The following is a 22,450-nucleotide window of genomic DNA, read 5'->3' as shown; positions in this document are numbered from 1 at the left end:
GACGCCGTAAAGAATTATTTGATTCCGTCAGGAAATTATAGAGAGGACTTGCGGTGGATTCAATATGCTGAAGAAGCAGACTTGCTAAATGTTGCCTTATTTGGCTTTACAGCAAAGGCATGGAGAGAAGCAAATCCGGAATTAGCTAAAAATAGTAATGTAAGAGATTATGCTTCGATTAATGAATTAACGGTTCTATCGAATTTAGAGACTCATAATGCGCAGATGATTCGAGAAGGAAAGGAAAAGAAGGATAGATTTGAAGTGTTACAGGATATTGCGAAGTATCAAATGGGTGTGTTAAATGAGGCTGCTCGTATTGAACAAAAGGGGGTTATAGAAATTGAAACAATAGGAGATGAAGACTAAGGTATACAAATCACTTATTTATTTTGATAAACTTATAGATAATAATGATTTGTTTTTATATGCGAAGTTAAAGTAAAATGAGCTTTTCTGCACTCAACCAGCGATAGAGTGCAGGAAATCAACTTATGGTTCGTGTGAAAATATGATGTTATCGGCTATGCTTAAGCTATGAAAGGATGTTGATGATAGTTAAATAAAACTTATATAAGCTTATAAAATACTGTTGAGTTTTATAAGTTATAAGTATGGAATAATATTGAAAGGAAGTGATATTTTGAACAAATATTATTCTATACATGAATTTTCAAAAATCATAGGCGTATCAGCGCAGACATTACGGAATTGGGATTCCAATGGAAAAAGCCAAGAAACTTGTTCAAAAATTGATACAGGAGGAAGCGAGTGATGGTAAAGGCAATAAAAGTAATGTTGATACCTAATAACGTGCAACAAACGAAAATGTTTCAGTACGCAGGTGCAGCAAGATTTGCTTTTAATTGGGCTTTAGCTAAGGAAAAAGAAAACTACGAAAAAGGCGGTAAATTCATTCCAGATACAGAGCTTAGAAAAGAATTTACAAGGCTTAGAAATTCTGATGAATATGCTTGGTTGCTAAAAATATCAAACAATGTAACAAAGCAGGCTATTAAAGATGCTTGTATAGCCTATAAGAACTTTTTCAAAGGTACACAAAGATATCCCAAGTTTAAGTCTAAAAAGAAATCAATGCCTAAATTTTATCAGGATAATATTAAGATACAGTTTAGTGAAACACATGTTAAACTTGAAGGATTTTCTTCTAGTAAGAAAGCCAATAAACAGAAACTAAACTGGGTAAGACTTGCAGAACATGAAAGAATTCCTACGGACATTAAATACATGAATCCAAGAATATCCTTCGATGGATTAAATTGGTGGATTAGCATATGTATAGAGTTTCAAGACTGTAAGGAAAAGCTTAATGATAATGGAATCGGTATTGATCTTGGAATAAAAGATTTGGCTATATGTTCAGATACAAATAAGTATAAGAACATTAATAAAAGCCAAACAGTAAAGAACCTAGAGAAACGTAAGCGTAGATTACAACGCAGCGTATCTCGTAAATATGAACAAAATAAAAAGAAAGGAAAATACTGCAAAACTAATAATATAGTTAAAAATGAAAAGCTTTTACTCAAGGTAAATCACAGATTAACAAATATCCGTAAAAACTATTTGAATCAGACCACATCTGAGATTGTAAATCGAAAACCAAGATTTATCTGTATTGAAGATTTAAACGTTAGTGGAATGATGAAGAATAGACACCTATCCAAAACAGTTCAAAATCAAGGATTCTTTGAATTTAGAAAACAACTAGAATACAAATGCAATGATAGTGGTATTCAACTTATTATAGCTGATAGATTTTATCCATCATCAAAACTTTGTAGTTGTTGTGGGAAAATTAAAAAGGATCTAAAACTATCTGATAGAACTTATAGATGTGAGTGTGGAAATGTTATAGATAGAGATTTCCAAGCGTCACTCAATCTAAGAACTTATGGAGAAAAATTTGCAAGTTAACACTTAAACGTTAATGCAAATATGTACGGATACGTTAGTTCGGAATTTACGCCTATGGAGAGTACAAGAACTTGTGAGTAGATAGGTATTTATACCATCAAAAGCATACTCGCTGAAGTAGGAATGAAACATAAAAGTATATAACTTCTTATAAGTTTTCAGTAACGGTGCCCGATATGGATCAAATCAAAATTGGAAAATTTATAGCATCTTGCAGGAAGGAACAGGGCATGACTCAGGCAGTTCTTGCCGAGAAGCTCGGAATCAGTGACCGGGCAATATCAAAATGGGAGACCGGAAAGTCTATGCCGGATTCAGGGATTATGCTGGAACTTTGTAATCTTTTGAAAATTAACGTCAACGAACTCCTGTCGGGCGAAAGAATTATGGCAGAAGTATATGACAAACGTGCAGAAGAAAACCTGCTGGCAATGAGGCGAGAGGTCGAAGAAAAGAACAGGCAGATGCTTCAGACGGAATACTGGATTGCGTTTCCTGCCGTCATTTCCGGACTGGTCATGGTGTTTGTGGCGTCATTTATAGAGATGCCAGTCTGGCTGAGAATTGTACTTATCGTATTCGCTTTTGTGATGATATTTACGGTCGCTTTTATCGCCGTGGGAATTGAGCAAAAGGCCGGATACTATGAATGCCAGAATTGCCACCACAGATATGTTCCTACATACTGGCAGACAAATCTTGCTATGCACATGGGACGGACAAGATATATGAAATGCCCGAAATGCGGAAAAAGAAGCTGGCAGAAGAAAGTTTTGACCCACTTGTAGTTATTTGCGCAGCAAATCACTACTTGTGTGCGAGCCGCGGCAAAGCCGCATCTAATGGGAGCACTTCTAGCTTGTAATTTTTTTGTATATAGGCATTGACATATCGCGAAAGATAGATATAATAGAATTGTGGATAAGATTGAAGTATTTAAAGCATTATCAAATGAAACACGGCTTAGCATTATTGAGTGGTTGAAGGAACCGGAGAAAAATTTCCCACCGCAAGGAGGTCATTTTGAAGATGCGGTGGATCTCAAGGGCGGAGTGTGCGTTGGAAGTATCCGCGACAAAGCCGGGATATCACAGTCAACAGTATCTCATTACCTTGATATGTTGCAAAAAGCAGGTTTGCTTCTATCCGAAAGACACGGAAAATGGACATATTACAGACGGAATGAAGAGATGTTGGCTGCACTGTCAGACTACTTCGGACATGAAATTTAAGTTGTGTATAAATTAGACGGGATGAGAATCCCGTTTAATTTAAAGTCTTATATATCGACAAAACGAGATATAAGGATATATAGAAACAAGGAGGAATTACTATGCATTTTTCAAGTGGAATTGTTAGGCCACCCTATGAAGCAGGTTCTTGTTTTTTACAAGTAACGTCAGGTTGCTCGCATAACAAGTGCCGCTTTTGTACCTTTTACAAGGAAGCACCGTTTTCTGTATCTCCTGAGAGTGAGATACGGGAAGATCTTCAGGAAATAAGAGATTCTGGATGGAAGGTAAAGCGAATTTTTCTGCAGGGAGCGGATCCGTTCCTACTGAGCTACGACAGACTTAAAAGAATCATGGACTTGATCAAAGAATATTTGCCTTGGGGCGTTTCCGTTGGTGGATATGGTCGTGTTGACAGCGTAAAGAACAAGTCTGTGGAGCAGCTTAAGTCACTGAAAGAAATGGGATATGACATGATCGTATTCGGAATTGAGTCAGGTGATGATGCGGTTCTTAATAAGATGAATAAGGGTTATCATGGAAGTGATATCGTAGAGCAGCTCTCCAAGCTGGATGAAGCAGGAATGCATTATTCCGTCATCTTCTTATACGGACTGGGTGGTCATGATTATGGTATGGGGCATGCCGTTAAAACGGCAGAAGTGTTGAATCATCTGTCGCCCGTTAGGGTGCTGGCTTCCGGACTCTCCATCTTCCCTGATACGCCACTTATGGAAGAAGTAAGAAGAGGTGAGTTTGTAGAAGCTACAGAGACAGAGAAGATACAGGAACTATATACCTTTGTGAAGACGCTTGAAATCAACACGCTGCTGGATGCAACGAATGTCTCTAATATGATGCCGGTATATGGAAATCTTCCGGAGGACAAAGAGAAGATACTTGCGATGCTTAAACAGGGATTGAATGAACAGGGTGAAAAGCAGCTTCGTATGCGAAGAGACAGCATGAGAAGCCTGTGATTAGGACAAAAATCTGAATATCATTAAGGCAAAGGGCGGGATCCTCAATGATGAATACAATACGCCCGTTGCCTGTAATATCGACGGTACAGATTGTTAATAAGCTATTTGAAGGAGGGCATTATGAAACTGATGAAAATCTTTGAACCAATCACGATCAACAAGACAGAGTTTAAAAACCGTATGGTGGTCTCTGCGATGGTTACGAATTACTGTAATGAAGACGGAACGCCGACTGAAAAATTCATGGCTTATCATGAACACAAAGCAAAGGGCGGATATGGGATCATCATTACAGAGGATTTTGCTGTAACAAGGACTGCGGGGGCATCGAAAACACTGGCTGGCCTTTGGGAAGACAGACAGGTAGAACCTTGGAGAGTGTTTACGGATAGAATTCACAAGGCAGGCGCAAAAACCATTGCCCAGATCTATCATGCAGGAAGAGAGACATCTAGCCAGATTACCGGTGAACAGCCAATCGCACCATCAGCGATCAAAGATCCCACTATGCCTGAAACACCGCGTGAAATGAGCATTGATGAGATTCATAATCTGGAGAAGGCTTTTGTGGATGCCGCATTGCGAGCAAAGGCTGCCGGTTTTGATGGGGTTGAGGTTCACGGTGCGCATGGATACTTGATCAACCAGTTTGTCTCGCCTTTTTCCAACAAGCGATGCGATGAATATGGCGGAACTACAGAGAACAGGACAAGATTTCCACGGGAGATCATACAGGCAATCCGTAAGGCGGCAGGCGAGGATTTCCCTATCTTCTATCGCATGAGTTCGGAAGAATATGTTCCTGGCGGACTTGAAATAGAAGAGGCGAAGCTGATCGCAAGGCTGATTGAGGATGCCGGTGCGGACTGTATCCATTGTTCACAGGGCGTATTTGCGACCGGGCATATCATCATCCCGCCTGCGCCGGTTCCTGTTGGCGGCTTTGTCCATCATGCGGCTGCATTGAAAACGGTAGTGGATATTCCGGTTATCGCAGTCGGCAGGATCAATGACCCGCTGCTTGCGGAGAGTATCCTTACATCCGGAAGCGCTGATCTTTGTACGATGGGAAGAGCCTCTCTTGCAGATCCGGAAATGCCGGAGAAAGCACGCCGTGGTGACTTTGCTTCCATTCTTCATTGTATCGGCTGTGTCCAAGGATGCGCTGGGGAACATGAGCAGGGACATCCAATCCGCTGTCTTGTAAATCCTCTCACAGGCATGGAAGATGTATATGACATTTCTCCTACTGCAGAGCCGAAAAAGCTTGTGGTTGTAGGCGGCGGAGTTTCTGGCTGTGAAGCAGCAATCGCAGCCGCAGGCAGAGGACACAAGGTTACTCTTTTGGAAAAATCGGGAGAGCTTGGCGGCCAATGGATTGCAGCTTCTATTCCGATGGCAAAAGGGGATTTCTCATCTTTCATTGTTTGGCAGAAGTATATGCTTGAGAAGCTTGGCGTGGAAGTGCGTTTCCATGTTGATGTCACAAAAGAAACATTGGAAGAGATGAATCCGGATGCTGTCATTCTTGCGACAGGCTCAAATCCTGCCATGCCGCCAATCAAAGGACTGCAGGAATATGGTGTTGTTGCGCAAAAGGTACTTAGGGGAGAAGCAGAAGTCGGAAACAAGGTTGTTGTGATTGGAGGCGGACTTGTAGGAGCAGAGACAGCGGATTATTTGGCCGAGCATGGCTGCGGGGATGTGACGGTAGTTGAAATGCTTTCGCAGATTGTGAAGGATGGCGAACCGGCTCCGACTTATTATCTGAAAAAGAGAATGGCGGAGCATGGAGTAAAGGTGCTTACTTCTGCTGCAGTGCAGGAAGTGAAGGAACACGGCGTTGTGTACAAGAAAGACGAATCCTGTGCTGAGATCACGGATGTTGACACGGTAGTAATCGCTATTGGTGTCCGTGCAAATACAGTTCTGGAAGAGTCTTTAACTGACTGTGATTTTACAGTGGTATCTGTCGGAGACTGTCATGAGCGTGCCAAGAATGGATACAGGGGAATTCAGGAAGGCTATGAAGCAGGGATTCGTATATGATAAAATGAGCTTCGTAGAGCTCTGCGTGTGCGCAGAGAGCTTTATGAGGCGAAAAACACACGGAGTCTTAAAAATTAAAATTTAACTTTGTATTTTGAAGCGATGTTTTTATCTGAAATCAAATAAAAAGTAACAGTAGCACTGTCATCGCTAATGGGAATGAGCACTCTGTCTGGAATAGATCTGCTAGGAAGATTCATGCTTTCATAAGTGCGAATTGTTATATCGGTGGCAAAATTAGGCAGAGTTGAGGATTCTATAAGTTGTCCAAGAGCGTCATAGTCGTTTTGTATAATGAACTTAGAATCGGGCATTTCTTCTCGTACAAGCTTATCCCATATTCCAATTTCAGACAGCATTAAAAAGCTTTCGCCGTTTAGTTCACGGAAAGAAAGCTTTTTCTTTTTTGCGAATCGATGGCTCTTTGGCAGTGAAACGTAAAGCTGTTCAGAATCATATTTTTCGCAAATGAATTCATCATCCTCTAATGGACGGGAAAGGATAATGAATTGATATTGGTTGTCCCTTAGACCGGATATCAGTTCATCTTCTGACTTGTTTTCTGAGATTATTGACATGTCAGGGAATAGTGCTGAGAGAGAAGGGATAAACTCCATAAGAGGTCCCGGACCCACAGAACCGACTGCGATAGTTCTTTTACTTCTCTCAAGGGCACGAAGGTGATCTATCATGTGCTGTTCTTCATTTAGTATGCGTCTCGCGTAATCTGCAGCCAGTAATCCATTCTCGTTTAATGATAACCTGTTTTTGGTGCGCTCAAATATTGGAACTCCGAGAAGCTCTTCTAATTTCTGCATAGATCTTGTCAGTGATGGCTGAGTCAGATGGAGTTCTTCTGAAGCCTTTGACAAAGTACCGTATCTAGCGAAAGCATCTAATTGTTCAAGCAAATATATCTCTATCATATGAAACCTCCTTGAAATAACATTACTATACGTTTTAAGTATAGCACAATACTCAATTGGCATTGTACTATTATTTTCTTTTTTGTTAGCATAATATCAACAAGAAACATATGAAAAACATAAAGCAATGATATTTTGGAGGTAAAAACAATGGAATATGTAACACTTAATACAGGAGCAAGAATGCCACTTGAAGGATTTGGAGTTTTTCAAATTCCTGATGCGGGGGAATGCGAAAGAGTAGTTTATGATGCTATAAAAACAGGCTATAGACTTCTTGATACAGCAGCTTCATATATGAATGAGGAAGCTGTGGGAAAGGGTGTAGCAAGAGCGATTGCAGATGGACTTGTAACAAGAGAAGAATTGTTTATTACTACTAAGGTATGGGTAAGCGATATGAAGACAGAGGAAGCTGCCTATGAAGCAGTAAAGACTTCACTTAAGAAGCTTGATATGGACTATGCTGATCTTATCCTTCTTCACCAGCCTATGGGAGATTACTTTGCAGCATACAGAGGAATCACAAGAGCATATAAAGAAGGACTTACAAAGGCAATTGGAGTTGCTAATTTTTATCCAGCTATCTTGGCTAACTTCTGCGAAACCGTTGAAATAATCCCTGCAGTTAATCAGGTAGAGCTTCATCCATTCTTTGTACAGGAAGGAGCCCTTGAGAACATGAAGGCTTACGGAGTAGTACCACAGGCATGGGGACCACTTGCTGAAGGAAAACATGGTATATTCACAGACCCTGAGCTTACAGCAATTGGAAATAAATATGGAAAGAGTGCAGCACAGGTAGTTCTTAAATGGAATGCGCAGAGAGGTGTGTCTATTATTCCAAAGTCTACACATGTAGAGCGTATGGAGCAGAATATTGATATCTGGGATTTTGATCTTACAGATGAAGAAATGAATAAAATTGCGTCAAAGGATTTAGGTCACAGTGAAATTGTAAATCATGATGATCCAGGATTTGTAAAATTTGTGCTAAACCTTCACTAGAGTATGATTACAAATTCTAATGAGGCCAGTAAAGCAAATAGCATTTACGAGAGGAAATATTAACTTTAATGACCAGGTGTAAAAGCGGATTACCTGAAAGTCTTTTTTATCTGCTCTAGAAACTTTTCAGCAATAGGTGTAAAGGTCTGATATTTATTCCATATGAGATATAGTTCTGACTTCAGCTCTGGTGAAAGAGGTCTGAATACTATGTCTGTTCCTTCAGTATTTATTAGATTTTTAAAAGTGAGAAGAATTCCAAGATTTTCTTTTGCAAATACAGAGCCATTATAGGAAAGTCTAAAGGATCCCTCAAGCTTAAGTTCCGGATATTTGTCTTTGGCCCATGCTTTGATTTCATTGTTCCAACTCTGCTCTGAGACAAATAGAGGTTGTCCTATCAGGTCAGAGACATGGATGACTTTTTTCTTTGCAAGGGAATGAGATGAAGAAATGATTGCTCCCCAAACATCAGCTTCCGGAAATTTTATATATTCATATTTATTACTGTCAGGTGTTTCACATATTACGGCAAAGTCTAAAATACCCTTATCAAGCTTTTCAGTAACTTGCTCAGTGTCTCCGCTGGTTATATGATAAGTAAGATTAGGGTATTTTTCTTTTAGTTTATAAATCTCTCTGGCAAGGTATCTGATTTGATAGCTTTCTGCTAGTCCAAAATATATATTCCCACCTGTTATATCATCTAAGGAGTTAAATTCCTGTTCGATTTTATCTGACATAGCCACAAGATCCTGGGCGCGGTCACGAAGAAGCATACCTTCATCAGTAAGTGAAATACTGAAGCTGTGTCTGACAAACAATTTTTTCCCAAGTTCTTCCTCTAGTGCTTTTAATGTCTTTGAAAGAGTAGGTTGTGATACATGAAGCTGCTCAGCAGCTTTTGACATATTTTCTTCCCTGGCAACTGCAAGAAAGTATCTGAGATTTTTTATTTCCATGAAAACCTCCATAAAGCTTACCGTTAATATGTTATTCCAAAAATAAATATCATGATATTAATTATATTCATTAGCGAAAATCAGGTCAAGGCTTTAATATATAATTAGAAGGAGAAATAAAATGGATACAAAGAAAATTCTTGAAAACCTTTCAGATATGGGCTGTGACGATAAACAAATATGTTTCATGAAGAAAATGTATGATGAAGGCGATACTGATACGCTCCTTCGAGACCTACGGAAATGCCGTTGTCACCTTATGGATGAACTTCATGCCAGCCAGAAAAAAGTTGATAATATGGATTTTTTGATAAGACAGATTCAGAAAGAAAAATAATTTAGGAGGATAACAAAATGATTAAAAAAGAAGATTTAAAGCTAGTAACAGAGTGGGATAAGACATTTAAGAAAAGTGATAAGGTAGATCACAGTAAAGTTACATTTGTAAACAGATATGGAATTACCCTTGCAGCGGATATGTATGTGCCAAAGAATGCAGAAGGTAAGCTATCTGCAATTGTTGTAAGTGGACCTTTTGGCGCAGTAAAAGAGCAGTGTTCAGGTCTCTATGCGCAGACAATGGCAGAAAGAGGATTTTTAACAATAGCATTTGACCCATCATTTACAGGAGAGTCCGGTGGAAATGTAAGATATATGGCATCGCCAGACATTAATACAGAAGACTTTATGGCAGCAGTAGATTTCCTTTCACTTAATGAAAAAGTAGATCCTGAGAGAATCGGAATTATCGGTATCTGTGGATGGGGCGGCATGGCTGTAAACACAGCAGCTCTTGATACAAGAATCAAAGCTACAGCTGCAATGACAATGTATGACATGACAAGAGTAAACGCCAAGGGATATTTTGACTCAGAGGACAGTGAGGAAGCAAGATATCAGAAGAGAGCTGCCATGTGCGCTCAGAGACTTGAAGACCTTAAGACTGGTGAATATAAGCTTGGCGGTGGAGTTGTAGATCCACTCCCTGAGGATGCGCCTTTCTTTGTAAAAGATTATTATGACTACTACAAGACTGACAGAGGTTATCATAAGAGAAGTCTTAATTCCAACGGCGGCTGGAATGTAATAGGCTGTGAGTCATTTGTTAATCAGCCAATACTTAAGTACAGTAACGAAATCAGAAGTGCTGTTTTACTAGTTCACGGAGAAAAAGCACATTCATGTTATTTTTCAAAGGATGCATATGCAGACATGGTAAAAGACAGCAAGTATGCAGATAATAAGGAACTTATGATAATTCCTGATGCAGTACATACTGATCTCTATGACGGTGGAGATAAGGATTATATTCCATTTGACAAGTTGGAAAGCTTCTTTAAGGAGAATTTGAAATAAAGGACGGGATGATATGAGCAAAGTATTAGTAATTTCAACAAGCCTTCGTGCAAATAGCAATTCAGATATACTTACTGAAAAGCTTATAGAAGGAGCAAAAGCGTCAGGACATGATGTGGAGCATATAAGTCTAAAAGGGAAGAGCATAGGTTTTTGTATAGGTTGTCTTGCCTGTCAGAATACCCAGAAATGTGTCATTAATGATGATGCAGTAGAGATTGCAGAAAAAGTAAAGAATGCAGATACCCTTGTTTTTGCAACTCCAATTTATTACTACGAGATGAGTGGCCAGATGAAGACTCTTTTGGACAGACTCAATCCTTTGTATCCTTCAGATTATAAATTTAGAAATGTATATATGCTCTCTGTTGCAGCTGAGGATGAAGAGTTTGTGCCTAAAAAGGCTGAAAGCGGACTTCAGGGATGGGTTGACTGTTTTGAAAAGGCAGAATTCTCCGCTTCCTTATTTTGCGGAGGCATAGGCGATATGGGTGAGGCTTCCGGGAAAACAGAAGAGTTAAACGAAGCTTTTGAGTTTGGAAAATCTTTAAAATAAAGGATGTTTGCGATGAAAACTAAAATGATTTTGATAGCATTCTGCATGACAATAATGTTTTGTATGAGCGCATGTTCAGGAAATACAATAAATTCCGGCGATAATCAGAATGCGGCAACTGAAATATCAGTATTAGAAAATAATGAAACGGAAAGTCTAGAAGAGAATGTTATGTCGGAGGGAACAACTATGTATCAGCCGACAGAAAAAGATGAATCAGCAGAGGATGAAGCTATTGGAGGTAGTTCTATGACAATGAAAATCGGCGATACAAAAGTTAATGTGGATTGGGAAGATAACCAAGCTGTAGAGGCACTTAAGGATATGGCTGAAGACGGTGATGTTACAATTCAGATGTCAATGTATGGTGGTTTTGAACAGGTGGGTTCAATAGGACAGAGCTTGCCAAGAGATGATAAGCAGACAACAACGAGTTCAGGCGACATTGTACTATACTCCGGAAATCAGATGGTAGTGTTCTATGGTTCTAATAGCTGGTCATATACAAGACTTGGACATATATCTGATAAGAATACGAAAGAAATGACTGATCTTCTTTCCAATGGAGATGTTACTATAACCATTAGCATTGAATAAAACGGAAACGTATTTGTCATAGTTTTTTAGCAGACTCAAATATAGCAAAAATCTTAATGTTTTTTACACAGATTTTACATAACTATGTCCATACATTTTACTTTTTACCTTTATTCTAATAATTGGTTAAGAATAAAGCTAGAAAGGAATTTGTATGGATATTTTTAGTGTATTAAGTATGATAGGTGGCTTATCACTTTTCCTATATGGAATGAGTGTTATGGGAGATGGTCTTTCTAAGATGGCTGGTGGTAAGCTTGAAATGATTTTGGAAAAATTAACTACGAGAAGAGTTTTTGCAGTTCTTTTGGGAGCTGGTGTTACAGCCGTTATACAGTCATCCTCAGCCACTACGGTTATGGTAGTGGGTTTTGTTAACTCAGGGATTATGAAATTGTCCCAGGCAGTTGGCATTATTATGGGTGCAAATATTGGTACAACAATTACATCCTGGATGTTATCCCTTACAGGAATTGAGGCTAGTAGCCTTTGGTTGAAGCTTTTAAAACCTTCATCTTTTTCTCCTATCTTTGCGTTTATTGGAGTTTTTCTTTTTATGCCTGGAAAGGGTGATTCTAAGAAAAAAGATGTGGGAGCAATACTGTTAGGTTTTGCAATCCTTACGGCTATTATTCAGAGTTCGTCTGCATCAGTGGGTATACTTCAGGCCTTATGTGCAACAGGAGCTGTTCATTATTCTGTGGCATTGCCAATTATTATGGGACAAAATATAGGAACTTGCGTTACATCAATCATTTCATCAATTGGAGCAAGCAAAAATGCAAGAAGAGCTGCAATGGTGCATCTATATTTTAATTTAATTGGAACATGTATTTTTATGCTGGTGTTCTATAGTTTAAATACTTTTGTAAATTTTGCGTTTTTAGGCAGCGCAGCTAATGCTGCTGGAATTGCTGTTATACATAGCTTATTTAACATAGGTGCAACAATTATATTTTTCCCATTTTCTGATTATCTTGTTAAGCTTGCTGTAGTCACAATTCCTGATGGTAAGAATGCAGAAGAACTTACAACAGATTTAGTTTCTTAAGAGCTTTTCAAATGAGGAGCGAGAAATGTTTAATAAAGAGTATGAGGAATTATTGCAACGATATTTAATTGTTGATGAGGATTCGGTATAATTGAAGACAGGTAAATTAGTAAATTGAGATTTGTTGAGCGGTGACTGTATTCGCATTCTGCTACGCTTCATGCTCATGTCGCGCTGTCGCACTATAAGTCTGCACACGAATATGTCTGTCCGTGAGCAAGCCCCCGACAGCCAATTCGGTGCATCCTTGCACCGCTCGTAGAAACGCGCAAATTTAGATTTGTCGATAATGACTTCAAGCTCAAAACAGAGAGCAAGAAAACAAGTTGAAAATAAGAGAGGAAAAGATAAATGATCATGTAAAAGAGATTATAGAGATTTATGGTTGCCCATATGAAGATTCGTAGTTGCCCATATTAAGGAATAATTCCCCTGTAGGGCAACAAATCTCAAGATTTCTTCTTTGCTTTTCATCTTTTTCAATCTTATTTTACGCATATAGGCAATTCTAGTTTTATAAAACACCGAAAAGACAAGAATTTGTTGCCTTTTTGGAGCTTTTTTGTGTGGTTTGGATTAGCTGTAAAAATATTGAACTTTCCCAAGACCGGAAATCTAATCTTTTTCCAGACTTTTTCCTTGATTTGGGCAATCCGGCCAGCAACCTATAGGTTCAGAAAATGAACATAATAAAGGAACTTACATTTGAGGAAATAAGTATAAATAATGACAAAAGAGAAGTAAGGGTTAATGGTGAAATTATTGATATAAGAGTAGATCAAAGGCCACAGGCGGAACAGGCCTTGGACTTGCAATTGTAAAACATATAGTAGAGCTTCACGATGCCAAGATAATGGTGGATAGTGCTCCAAACGTTGGTACAACAATGACAGTTATTTTTTAGTGATTGCTTTTTTACTAGAGTTAACATTATAATATTTACGAAAATTTATGAATAAATAAAAAGAGGATTATATGGACAAGAGCAATAGGTTATACTTATTAGATGCCTATAGGGGATTTATAGTTCTTAACATGGTGGCATATCATTTTTGTTATGATTATTTTGTGCTAATAAAAAGCAATTCTAACTGGATTTATATGCCAGAGGTGTATATATGGGAGCAGTTTATTTGTATCTCATTTATTTTTTTGTCAGGATTTGTGTGGAATTTTAATAGTAATGGAAAGCTAAAAAGAGGTATAACTGTTAGTTTATGCGGAATTCTTATTACTGCTGTTACAGCTTTTATGGGGCCTGACATAGCAATTTTTTATGGAGTCTTATTCCTTATTGGAGCATCTATGTTAATAATGATAGTGGCGGATAAGTTATTGATTAAGCTACCATCAGTGCTTGTTTTTATTATATCTTTACTTGCGTTTTTAATTACCTTTTCAATACCTCAAAGACATTTAGGATTTCATAGAATCAAGCTAATTAGACTGCCGGATTGGCTATATAAGTATCATATACTTGTTCCCTTTGGTTTTTTAAAAGAGGGCTTTGTATCTGCAGATTATTTTCCGATTTTACCTTGGTTTTTTTTATTTGTTTCAGGTTATGCTCTACACAGGATTTGTAAGGATTTAGGCCTTTTTGACAAGCTATCCTTTTTAAAGTTAATGAAGTTTAGAATCCCAGCTTTAACTAATATTGGTCAACATAGTCTTCTTATTTATTTACTTCATCAGCCAATATGTATGGGAATTTTAATGCTTTTTAGTATGTTAATAAATTAGAAGTTTAAAAGTATGTATAATTTTGATATATTAAAAGTGTATTAAAAAATATTTTGGGTTTTTGTAGGAGCATAGTCGTGAATAAGAATAAAAGAAAAAAGTCTATAATAGGATTTATCATTGCTTTTATAATTATATTTTCTTGTTTACTTGCTAGTGTAGTAAGGGTTAGGCTATACAATAAAAAGCAACATATAGAAAGCTTTGTGGGGTATGAATTTTTAAATAAAGAAGTTGTTAGAAAGAATATTGGCCTTAGTGTTATTCCTAGAACTAGTACTTGGGGAAAGATTTTTGACTTTAATAACGAAGGACTTACTGATAATAATTATCAGGCCTATACTTATGATTTTACAATTTTTAATAACAGCAAGGATAGGATAAATGATTTTCATTTTAAATTACAGTTTAATCAAGAAGCATATATTTCTCAAGGATGGAATGGTGCAATAGAGATTCATCAATTTAGAGATGATAATGAATATGTGGCAACTGTGCCGGATTTAAGAGACTTTAATACTAATGATTATAATTTTGATATATTTAGAGTGGATGGTGAAGAACTTGTAGTAATGAAGCCAGGTGACTATTTGGTTTACTGGCCAAGTTCTACTCTTAATGCTAAGGAAATACCTATTGAAGCTAATGAAGCTACAACACCTGGTATTATTATGTATTTTCCTATGAATGTAGAGGTTGAGAATTTATCATTTTCATTATATTACAAGATACATAGGATGCTAGCTACAGATGTTTTCTTTATAATTTCATTTTTAGCTTTGATTATTTGGATCTTGGTATTGATTATTAATATTATAACCACACAAAAGATTAAGAAATATATGATTCAGCATGAGAGAGATAATAAGATAATTAATGAGTCTATTGAGACATTTACTGGCTTTATTGATGCCAAAGATCCGTATACTAACGGTCATTCTAAAAGAGTAGCTATCTATACGAGAATGATTGCTAAGGAACTTGGATTTGAAGGAGATGAACTTGATAGAATCTATTATATTGCTCTTCTTCATGATTGTGGAAAAATTGGCGTCCCAGATAATATTCTTGATAAGCCAAGTAGATTAACTGGCGAGGAATTTGAGATTATTAAAGCTCATACCTTAATGGGCGGAGAAATTCTTAAGCGATTTAAGAGCTTAAAAGATGTGGAACTTGGAGCGCTTTTTCACCATGAAAGATATGACGGAGGAGGATATCCTGTTGGCTTAGTAGGTGAGGAAATCCCACTAATAGCAAGAATCATATGTGTTGCAGATGCATATGATGCAATGAATACTAATAGAATCTATAGGAATAAATTAGATAGAGAAACTATTATTTCAGAGATAGAAAAAAACAAGGGATTACAATTTGATCCTAAGATTGCAGATGTTATGCTTGGTCTTATAAAAAGTAGAAAAGTAGACCTTGTTGATACAGAAAAGTAATACATTTATAGTAAATATTTATAATAAATATACAAAGGTCAGCAAAGAGTAATAATAGCTTTGCTGATCTTTATTTTTGTAAAAGGATTTTGTTAGCAAAAAAATTATCTAATATAGTTGAGAAATTTTAATTCCTTTGATAAAATAGAAAAGCATTTTTTTACTTTAACGTAATAAATAGATAAACAAGAGGAATGTTTTTAATTAAGGAGCTAATGATATGGCAAATGAACAAAAGGTGAAGGCTAATTTAGGAGCGTTATTTCCAATAGCCGTTTTTTTAATTCTTTATTTAGGTAATGGTATTTATTTCGAGTATATTAATCCCCTTGATGGACAGATGGGCTTTTATGTAGTTTCTGTAGTTTTGGCGTTTAGTATTTCTTTAATATGTGCTTTTTTTCAGAATAGAAAGATAAGCTTTGAGGATAAGATTCATTTATGCGCAATGGGAATTGGCGATGATAATATTGTAACTATGTTATTTATATTTATTCTAGCTGGTGCTTTTAGTGGTATAGCCTCTGCGGCTGGTGGAGCAACAAGTACAGCGAATATGTTATTAAGTATTATTCCTACAGGTTTTGAAGTACCTGGACTTTTTCTTATAGCATGTTTGATTTCTATGGCTATGGGAACTAGTGTTGGTTCTATTACAGTACTTGTACCTATTGCTGTGGCAATTGCAACTAATGGATTATCTCTTCCATTGTGTGTTGGAGCAGTTGTAGGTGGATCGATGTTTGGTGATAACTTATCATTTATCTCAGATACAACAATTGCAGCTACTAAGACACAGGGAGTTGCTATGAAGGATAAATTTAGAACTAATGTAAAGGTTGCACTACCAGCAGCAATAATTACATTTGTGATTTTAGTTGTATACTCATTTATGAATAAAGGCGAATTAATAGGTGATTTTGATTATAATATATTACAGGCCTTGCCTTACTTCTTAGTACTTATTATGTCTGTTATAGGTATTAATGTATTTATTGTTTTGACTATAGGAATTATAACTTTTATTCTTGTTGGTATTGTAACAGGTTCTTTGGTTTATGCAACAGCACTATCATCTATTGGAACTGGTATTTCAGGAATGTTTGAAACAATGATTGTAACAATATTAGTTGCAAGTGTTACTGCATTAATAAAGAACAATGGTGGATTTGAGGCTATATTACAGCTAATACGTAAAAAGGCTAAAAAAAGAAAGGGAGCAATGTTTGGCATTTCAGTTCTTACAGCCTTTATGGATCTTGCAACAGCTAATAATACTGTAGCTATTGTAGTAGCAGCACCAATTGCTAAGGAAATTGGAGACGAATATAAAATAGAAGCTAGAAAAGTAGCATCATTACTTGATGTAAGTTCATGTATTATGCAGGGAATTATCCCTTATGGCGCACAGTTACTTGTGGCATCAAGTATTGCAGGAATTCCAAGCTTTAACTTTATTCCATACTTGATTTATCCATTTGTATTATGCTTATTTGTTATAATTTCAATCGTGTTTGATAGAAAAAAGAATGATTAGATAGCTTATTAGGAAACAGAGGCAAGAGATTGCCTCTGTTTTTTATGGCTAATTTTTATAAAAATTAAATTTGTGGTTATAGCCACAGAAAAACTTGGTATAAAGTTATATAATTCTCTATTAAGAAATGGGTTTAGATAAAGGAGTGATTTTATGATTAGTAAGGAAATGATAGAGGATTTGAAGAAAAGAGTAGATAAAGAAGCATTAGTGTCTAACATGTCAGTTTCAGAGTTGATTTATGATATAAGAACAAAGCATCACAAAAAAGAATTGGAATTAATGGATTTTATAATTGAAGATATAAAGAATTATGAAAAAAGAAATCCTCAACTTGATGACAAAATATCAGAAACTTTTGGCGAGTTTAAAAGAATGACTTTTGAATTAAAAAGACATTTTGAAAAGGAAGAATTTGAGGTTTTTCCTATGATGATTATGTCAAATGTAGATAATAAGGAACTTTTACTTAAGATATCGGATTTAGAAAATGAGCATGGAAAAGCGGAAGAACGAATTGTGAAAATGACTAAGTTATCAGATAACTTTAGCTATAAGAAGGAAGATGACAATTTATCTTTTATTTACAGAAAGATGCAAGAGTTATTTGCGGATATTTCAGAGCATGAGTCTAAGGAAAATGGAGTCCTATTCCCTAGATTTGAACGCAGTGTAAGCAATCCCCTGCTTTAAAAGCGTAAGCTTTAAGCGGGGGTATAAAGCTTACTAGTGTCAGAAGGGGTTAAAGCCCCTTCTGACAGGTGGCACAAAGTGCCACTGCGTTCATGAGGAAGTAGCGAAGCGGATTCCGAATGCCCGCTTTACTAAAACTATTAGCCCTAAAGATTAGATAAATTCTAGTCTTTAGGGCTTTTTTATGTTTGCAATTTAAAATAATTTTTGAATTGCTTTGACAAAGGAGAAATATTTTGTTTATTATGAAATTAACGCAACAGTTTTTCAAGAGTTAGTTATGTGGATTAGTCAATTTAAAGGAGAGAAAGATTATGAAGAATAATGTAATTAGAAAAATTATGTGTGTATTAGCAGTTGTTAATTTAGTTGTAATGGCTGTGTTAATGAGCTTTTTACCTGAAAAGATGCCTATGCATTATGATTTAAATGGAGTTGTGGATAGATGGGGAAGTAAATATGAGAATTTCATTTTCCCAATTATAATTATTGTAATGGGGATTTTTTGGATAGCATTTTCAATGTATTTTGAGAGGAAAGCAACTAGAAGCACAGAAGATAAGGAAATTAAGTCATTACTTGCTAATGCTAAAGTGTTAGATATTGTTGGCTTATGTGAAACTATCTTTTTTATATTTATGGAAGCTTTTGGCCTTTATAAAGCTATTAACTTAATAAATACGGATGCTGTAACAATGTCAGTAGATAGTATTAAAATTGAAATAATTGGAACGGGAGTGTTAATAATTGTTTTAGCAAACTTTATGACTAGGACTAAGATGAATAAGATAGTAGGAATAAGAACCTCTTTTAGTATGTATAATGACAGAACTTGGAGAAAATCTAATAGATTTGGCGCCTATGCACTAATGATTAGCGGACTTTTAACTATTGTTACAGCCGTGTTTATAAGGCAATCAATTGTTGGAGTTTTTCTAATGCTTGCTTATATATTAGTGGCTGTTATAGCAACTATGATATATTCTAAAAAAGTATATGATGAAGAAAGAACAATAAATGTAAAATAATATAAAGGAGGCTTTTATGGCAGTTAATGTTAATGATTTTATAATTTCAAAGGAAAAAATATATTTAAAAGACGAGAATGATAATATAATTGCATATGTTGATTTTCCTGAGTTTGAAGAAGGAAAGGTTGAAGTAACACATACAGTTGTTGATCCTTCTTTAAGAGGACAGGGAGTTGCAGGAATATTAATGGAATTACTCGCAAAGGAATTAAAGAAAAGAAATGCTAAGGCAGAACTCACTTGTTCTTATGCAGTAAAGTGGTTTAATAAAAATAAGGAATATAGTGACTGCTTAATTGATCCAGAGGCTGAAGCTAGAAAGGCTTTGGAAATGACTGGAAATGAAGCATGCGCTATTCCTAAACATAGAAAGTAACAATGGAGTGTTATTCCCTAGATTTGAATATAATTATTAGCCCTAAAGATTAGATAAATTCAGATTTGTCGATAATGACTTCAAGCTCAAAACAGAGAGCAAGAAAACAAATTGAAAATAAGAGAGGAAAAGATAAATGATCATGTAAAAGAGATTATAGAGATTCGTGGATTATAGAGATTTATGGTTGCCCATATGAAGATTCGTAGTTGCCCATATTAAGGAATAATTCCCCTGTAGGGCAACAAATCTCAAGATTTCTTCTGTGTTTTTCATCTTTTTCAATTTTATTTTACGCATATAGGCAATTCTAGTTTTATAAAACACCGAAAAGGCAAGAATTTGTTGCCTTTTTGGGGCTTTTTTTTGTGGTTTGGATTAGCTGTAAAAATATTGAACTTTTCCAAGACCGGAAATCTAATCTTTTTCCAGACTTTTTCCTTGATTTGGGCAATCTGGCCAGCAACCTATAGGCTCAGAAAATGAACCTAAGTAGTCTTTTATTTTGCACCCTCTGTGGGTCAATTTTAATTGACATTCAACAGAATTCTGTATAATTGAAGACAGTTAAATTAGTAAATTGAGATTTGTTGAGCGGTGACTTTATTCGCATTCTGCTACGCTTCATGCTCATGTCGCGCTGTCGCACTATAAGTCTGCACACGAATATGTCTGTCCGTGAGCAAGCTCCCGACAGCCAATTCGGTACATCCTTGCACCGCTCGTAGAAACGCGCAAATTCTAGTCTTTAGGGCTTTTATTTTTTGATTTTAAGACTTTAAAAGAAGTGAATTTAATTATAAAATATAGACAAAAGGAGGGTTACATGAATATAAGGGAGTATAAAATATTATTATTAGATGATGAGAATGAAATATTAAATCATATAGAGAATGGTTTAAAACAAGAAGGGTTTTATCGTATTTTTAAAACTTCTACAATAGAAGAAGCCAAAAAAACATTTTTAAAAGAAAAACCACATATACTTGTTTTAGATATTATGTTACCTGATGGAGATGGATATGAATTATTAAAATATGTCAGAAGTTCTTCAGATATACCAGTTATCTTTTTAACTGCAAAGGATGAAGATGTTGATAAATTAATTGGTTTAGGACTTGGTGCAGATGATTATATAACTAAGCCATTTATTATGAAAGAATTAGTGTTTAGAATAAATGCAATATTAAGAAGAAGCTATAAAATAAAGTTACAGGAAACACAAAAATGTATTTTGGGTGATGTAATAATCGATTTTTCACAAAATGTTGTAATAAATAATGATAAAAGTGTAAACCTGACAGCCATGGAAAGAGAAATTTTGAGTAAACTATATGAGAATAAAAATAGAGTGTTAACAAAAGATGCAATAGCTGATGCTATATGGGGAGAGGATATAAGTGGAAATGAACAAAGCTTGATAATGCATATACGCAGAATTAGAAATAAGATAGAAGAAAACCCGTCAGAGCCTAAATATTTAAAAACAATTAAAGGAATAGGGTATAAACTTATAGTTAATTAGTGAGGAAAAATGAGGGAGATAATAAAAAAATATATAAAAGCAATTGTTATTGTTGTAAGTGTTTTGATGTTAATAAATATGATAAGTTTGAAATTTGTGCTAGATTTTTTAACTCAAACACAAAATATAACAGTTGATAAATTTATAAATGGAATAGAAATAAAAGATAATGTTTGCACAGTAAATGAATATGTTGATGAATATTGTGACAAAAACTTTAAGTGGTATATGGTTTTAAATGAAAATGGTGAAATACTATATTCGAATGATTTACCAGATGAATTAAATAAGACGTATACAGTATCAGATATAGCAAGTGCATCTAAATGGTATTTATCAGGTTATTCAGTTGATATTATACAAATACCAAATGGACTTGCAATTTTAGGAAATGATGGGAAATTTTATTGGAAGAAAAATTTGAAAATCAGTAAAAATACTATGTTTACATGTATTATAATTGCCATTATTAATAATATAATTATAACTGTTTTATTATCATTATTGTTTGCTAAAAAAATTATTACAAAAATCAAGAAAATAACAGATGGTATAATGAGTTTATCAAATGGTGAACAAGTTATTTTAGAAGAAAGTGGAGATTTAAAAGATATATCGAAAGCGTTAAATATTGTATCAAAAAAAATAGACATGCAGAAGAAAAAAATTCAGGAAAACGAAAAGATAAAAAAAGATTGGATGTCAGGTATAACTCATGATGTTAGAACTCCTTTAGCAGTTATAATAGGAAAATGTGAAGAATTAAAAGAATTAGATTCTAATAAAATCGTAAATATGAAAATTAAAACTATACAGAATCAATCATTTAAAATTAAATACTTGATAGATGATTTATCACTATTAAATAATCTTGATATTAACAATATAATTATAAAAAAGGAAAGGACAAAACTAGATCAAATTATAAGAGAGTGCGTGGCAGATATTATGAATATGTATGATGATAATGATTATACTATTCAACTAGAATCTAATGATAAATCAGATGAATTATATATGGAAGCAGATGAGCATTTGTTAAAAAGAGCTTTTACGAATATTTTATTGAATAGTCTTGTACATAACGAATATAAATGTTTTATTAATATTGTTATAGAGAAGCAAGAAGAGGAAATAAGTATTATATTTGTTGATGATGGAATAGGAGTAGATAATAAAGAATTAATTGTATTAAACAATAGGGAAGGCAATAACTCAAGTTTACATGGTTGGGGGACTATAGTTGTTAAAAAAATTATTGAATTACATAATGGTAAAGTTGAATTTGAGAATGCAAAAAAAGGTATGAAAGTGTGTATATTATTGCCTTTGAGATAAAAAGTTAGTTTAAAGTTAGGAAAAAATTATCCCCTTGTTATAAGCTGTTGCTATTATTAAGAAAGGGTAAGAGCATTTTAAAAGGGGGATAGTTATTT

General features: G+C 35.2%; 22 protein-coding genes and 3 pseudogenes. 23 read left to right on the top strand and 2 right to left on the bottom strand.

The genetic code is table 11. The features are described 5' to 3' along the window. The first annotated feature begins 18 nt into the window (after nt 1-18). The 7 genes and pseudogenes from T537_RS13190 (at nt 19) to T537_RS0110030 (ending at nt 6,202) form a co-directional block, all read left to right on the top strand. Nucleotides 19-369 carry a hypothetical protein gene (locus tag T537_RS13190; RefSeq protein ID WP_330372416.1) on the top strand — a complete coding sequence of 117 codons (351 nt, stop codon included), beginning with the start codon at nt 19-21 and terminating at the stop codon, nt 367-369. 274 nt (nt 370-643) lie between these two features. After that, nucleotides 644-730, top strand: a pseudogene (locus T537_RS13275) (MerR family transcriptional regulator); the annotation flags it as partial. 44 nt (nt 731-774) lie between these two features. After that, entirely contained in the window at nt 775-1,938 is a 1,164-nt protein-coding gene (locus tag T537_RS0110055; RefSeq protein ID WP_027438467.1) for an RNA-guided endonuclease InsQ/TnpB family protein, read from the top strand. A 230-nt stretch (nt 1,939-2,168) separates the two neighbouring features. Further along, the gene (locus T537_RS0110050) at nt 2,169-2,726 is read left to right on the top strand and encodes a helix-turn-helix domain-containing protein (protein ID WP_420323110.1); all 558 of its coding nucleotides are present in this window, start codon (nt 2,169-2,171) and stop codon (nt 2,724-2,726) included. A gap of 129 nt (nt 2,727-2,855) precedes the next feature. Continuing rightward, complete coding sequence (locus tag T537_RS0110045) at nt 2,856-3,170, top strand: ArsR/SmtB family transcription factor (RefSeq protein WP_027430279.1); 315 nt, start codon at nt 2,856-2,858, stop codon at nt 3,168-3,170. A gap of 101 nt (nt 3,171-3,271) precedes the next feature. After that, nucleotides 3,272-4,150, top strand: coding sequence for a radical SAM protein (locus T537_RS0110040; protein ID WP_027438465.1), 879 nt, complete (start codon nt 3,272-3,274; stop codon nt 4,148-4,150). Nucleotides 4,151-4,273: 123 nt separating this feature from the next. After that, complete coding sequence (locus T537_RS0110030; RefSeq protein ID WP_031557693.1) at nt 4,274-6,202, top strand: oxidoreductase; 1,929 nt, start codon at nt 4,274-4,276, stop codon at nt 6,200-6,202. A gap of 74 nt (nt 6,203-6,276) precedes the next feature. On the opposite strand, the gene T537_RS0110025 is transcribed toward T537_RS0110030, so the two are convergent. Continuing rightward, nucleotides 6,277-7,128 carry a LysR family transcriptional regulator gene (locus T537_RS0110025; RefSeq protein ID WP_027438463.1) on the bottom strand — a complete coding sequence of 284 codons (852 nt, stop codon included), beginning with the start codon at nt 7,126-7,128 and terminating at the stop codon, nt 6,277-6,279. Nucleotides 7,129-7,278: 150 nt separating this feature from the next. Here T537_RS0110025 and T537_RS0110020 point away from each other — a divergent pair, with 150 nt between their 5' ends. Continuing rightward, on the top strand, nt 7,279-8,136 hold the full coding sequence (locus T537_RS0110020; protein WP_027438462.1) for an aldo/keto reductase: 858 nt from the start codon (nt 7,279-7,281) through the stop codon (nt 8,134-8,136). A gap of 89 nt (nt 8,137-8,225) precedes the next feature. Here the strand turns inward: T537_RS0110020 and T537_RS0110015 are convergent, their stop codons facing one another. Further along, complete coding sequence (locus tag T537_RS0110015; RefSeq protein ID WP_027438461.1) at nt 8,226-9,098, bottom strand: LysR family transcriptional regulator; 873 nt, start codon at nt 9,096-9,098, stop codon at nt 8,226-8,228. 121 nt (nt 9,099-9,219) lie between these two features. Between T537_RS0110015 and T537_RS0110010 the strand changes: the two genes are divergently transcribed. From T537_RS0110010 to T537_RS0109945, 15 genes and pseudogenes are all read left to right on the top strand, one after another. Beyond that, entirely contained in the window at nt 9,220-9,435 is a 216-nt protein-coding gene (locus T537_RS0110010; protein WP_031557691.1) for a hypothetical protein, read from the top strand. 17 nt (nt 9,436-9,452) lie between these two features. After that, a complete protein-coding gene (locus T537_RS0110005; protein ID WP_027438459.1) occupies nt 9,453-10,454 on the top strand; it encodes an alpha/beta hydrolase in 1,002 nt (333 codons plus the stop codon). Between the two features lie 13 nt (nt 10,455-10,467). Then, nucleotides 10,468-11,010, top strand: a complete 543-nt coding sequence (locus T537_RS0110000; RefSeq protein ID WP_031557688.1) for a flavodoxin family protein — start codon at nt 10,468-10,470, stop codon at nt 11,008-11,010. A 12-nt stretch (nt 11,011-11,022) separates the two neighbouring features. Further along, on the top strand, nt 11,023-11,607 hold the full coding sequence (locus T537_RS0109995) for a cyclophilin-like fold protein (RefSeq protein WP_081823291.1): 585 nt from the start codon (nt 11,023-11,025) through the stop codon (nt 11,605-11,607). A 154-nt stretch (nt 11,608-11,761) separates the two neighbouring features. Continuing rightward, nucleotides 11,762-12,631 (top strand): annotated as a pseudogene (locus T537_RS0109990) (Na/Pi cotransporter family protein); the annotation flags it as partial. 707 nt (nt 12,632-13,338) lie between these two features. Further along, nucleotides 13,339-13,479, top strand: a complete 141-nt coding sequence (locus T537_RS13105) for a hypothetical protein (RefSeq protein ID WP_155895260.1) — start codon at nt 13,339-13,341, stop codon at nt 13,477-13,479. After that, nucleotides 13,428-13,562 (top strand): annotated as a pseudogene (locus T537_RS13100) (ATP-binding protein); the annotation flags it as partial. The gene T537_RS13105 and the pseudogene T537_RS13100, both read left to right, overlap by 52 nt. A gap of 71 nt (nt 13,563-13,633) precedes the next feature. Continuing rightward, nucleotides 13,634-14,401 (top strand): heparan-alpha-glucosaminide N-acetyltransferase domain-containing protein, encoded by a 768-nt coding sequence (locus T537_RS0109980; protein WP_031557681.1) that lies wholly within the window; start codon nt 13,634-13,636, stop codon nt 14,399-14,401. Between the two features lie 77 nt (nt 14,402-14,478). Continuing rightward, nucleotides 14,479-15,852 carry an HD domain-containing phosphohydrolase gene (locus T537_RS12535; RefSeq protein WP_051637218.1) on the top strand — a complete coding sequence of 458 codons (1,374 nt, stop codon included), beginning with the start codon at nt 14,479-14,481 and terminating at the stop codon, nt 15,850-15,852. A gap of 220 nt (nt 15,853-16,072) precedes the next feature. Continuing rightward, a complete protein-coding gene (locus tag T537_RS0109970; RefSeq protein ID WP_027438494.1) occupies nt 16,073-17,389 on the top strand; it encodes a Na+/H+ antiporter NhaC family protein in 1,317 nt (438 codons plus the stop codon). A gap of 153 nt (nt 17,390-17,542) precedes the next feature. Beyond that, the gene (locus T537_RS0109965) at nt 17,543-18,082 is read left to right on the top strand and encodes a hemerythrin domain-containing protein (protein ID WP_027438493.1); all 540 of its coding nucleotides are present in this window, start codon (nt 17,543-17,545) and stop codon (nt 18,080-18,082) included. Nucleotides 18,083-18,396: 314 nt separating this feature from the next. Further along, nucleotides 18,397-19,110 carry an SdpI family protein gene (locus T537_RS0109960; protein WP_051637217.1) on the top strand — a complete coding sequence of 238 codons (714 nt, stop codon included), beginning with the start codon at nt 18,397-18,399 and terminating at the stop codon, nt 19,108-19,110. 16 nt (nt 19,111-19,126) lie between these two features. Next, complete coding sequence (locus tag T537_RS0109955; protein WP_081823290.1) at nt 19,127-19,489, top strand: GNAT family N-acetyltransferase; 363 nt, start codon at nt 19,127-19,129, stop codon at nt 19,487-19,489. 826 nt (nt 19,490-20,315) lie between these two features. After that, entirely contained in the window at nt 20,316-21,014 is a 699-nt protein-coding gene (locus T537_RS0109950) for a response regulator transcription factor (protein ID WP_031557671.1), read from the top strand. A 9-nt stretch (nt 21,015-21,023) separates the two neighbouring features. Further along, on the top strand, nt 21,024-22,352 hold the full coding sequence (locus T537_RS0109945) for a sensor histidine kinase (RefSeq protein ID WP_031557669.1): 1,329 nt from the start codon (nt 21,024-21,026) through the stop codon (nt 22,350-22,352). The last annotated feature ends 98 nt before the right edge of the window (nt 22,353-22,450 follow it).

The organism is Lachnospira multipara LB2003 (genome assembly GCF_000702205.1).
Taxonomy (GTDB): Bacteria; Bacillota; Clostridia; order Lachnospirales; family Lachnospiraceae; genus Lachnospira; species Lachnospira multipara_A.
This window is presented reverse-complemented; position numbering and strand designations above follow the sequence as displayed.

Coding starts and splice junctions, on each gene's coding strand:
- T537_RS0110000 (WP_031557688.1), top strand. CDS start 10,468: ATGAGCAAAGTATTAGTAATTTCAACAAGCCTTCGTGCAAATAGCAAT.
- T537_RS0110010 (WP_031557691.1), top strand. CDS start 9,220: ATGGATACAAAGAAAATTCTTGAAAACCTTTCAGATATGGGCTGTGAC.
- T537_RS0109970 (WP_027438494.1), top strand. CDS start 16,073: ATGGCAAATGAACAAAAGGTGAAGGCTAATTTAGGAGCGTTATTTCCA.
- T537_RS0110040 (WP_027438465.1), top strand. CDS start 3,272: ATGCATTTTTCAAGTGGAATTGTTAGGCCACCCTATGAAGCAGGTTCT.
- T537_RS13105 (WP_155895260.1), top strand. CDS start 13,339: ATGAACATAATAAAGGAACTTACATTTGAGGAAATAAGTATAAATAAT.
- T537_RS0110030 (WP_031557693.1), top strand. CDS start 4,274: ATGAAACTGATGAAAATCTTTGAACCAATCACGATCAACAAGACAGAG.
- T537_RS0110020 (WP_027438462.1), top strand. CDS start 7,279: ATGGAATATGTAACACTTAATACAGGAGCAAGAATGCCACTTGAAGGA.
- T537_RS0109950 (WP_031557671.1), top strand. CDS start 20,316: ATGAATATAAGGGAGTATAAAATATTATTATTAGATGATGAGAATGAA.
- T537_RS0110005 (WP_027438459.1), top strand. CDS start 9,453: ATGATTAAAAAAGAAGATTTAAAGCTAGTAACAGAGTGGGATAAGACA.
- T537_RS0110050 (WP_420323110.1), top strand. CDS start 2,169: ATGACTCAGGCAGTTCTTGCCGAGAAGCTCGGAATCAGTGACCGGGCA.
- T537_RS0109965 (WP_027438493.1), top strand. CDS start 17,543: ATGATTAGTAAGGAAATGATAGAGGATTTGAAGAAAAGAGTAGATAAA.
- T537_RS0109995 (WP_081823291.1), top strand. CDS start 11,023: ATGAAAACTAAAATGATTTTGATAGCATTCTGCATGACAATAATGTTT.
- T537_RS0110055 (WP_027438467.1), top strand. CDS start 775: ATGGTAAAGGCAATAAAAGTAATGTTGATACCTAATAACGTGCAACAA.
- T537_RS0109980 (WP_031557681.1), top strand. CDS start 13,634: ATGGACAAGAGCAATAGGTTATACTTATTAGATGCCTATAGGGGATTT.
- T537_RS0110025 (WP_027438463.1), bottom strand. CDS start 7,128: ATGATAGAGATATATTTGCTTGAACAATTAGATGCTTTCGCTAGATAC.
- T537_RS0109955 (WP_081823290.1), top strand. CDS start 19,127: ATGGCAGTTAATGTTAATGATTTTATAATTTCAAAGGAAAAAATATAT.
- T537_RS0109960 (WP_051637217.1), top strand. CDS start 18,397: ATGAAGAATAATGTAATTAGAAAAATTATGTGTGTATTAGCAGTTGTT.
- T537_RS0110015 (WP_027438461.1), bottom strand. CDS start 9,098: ATGGAAATAAAAAATCTCAGATACTTTCTTGCAGTTGCCAGGGAAGAA.
- T537_RS0109945 (WP_031557669.1), top strand. CDS start 21,024: ATGAGGGAGATAATAAAAAAATATATAAAAGCAATTGTTATTGTTGTA.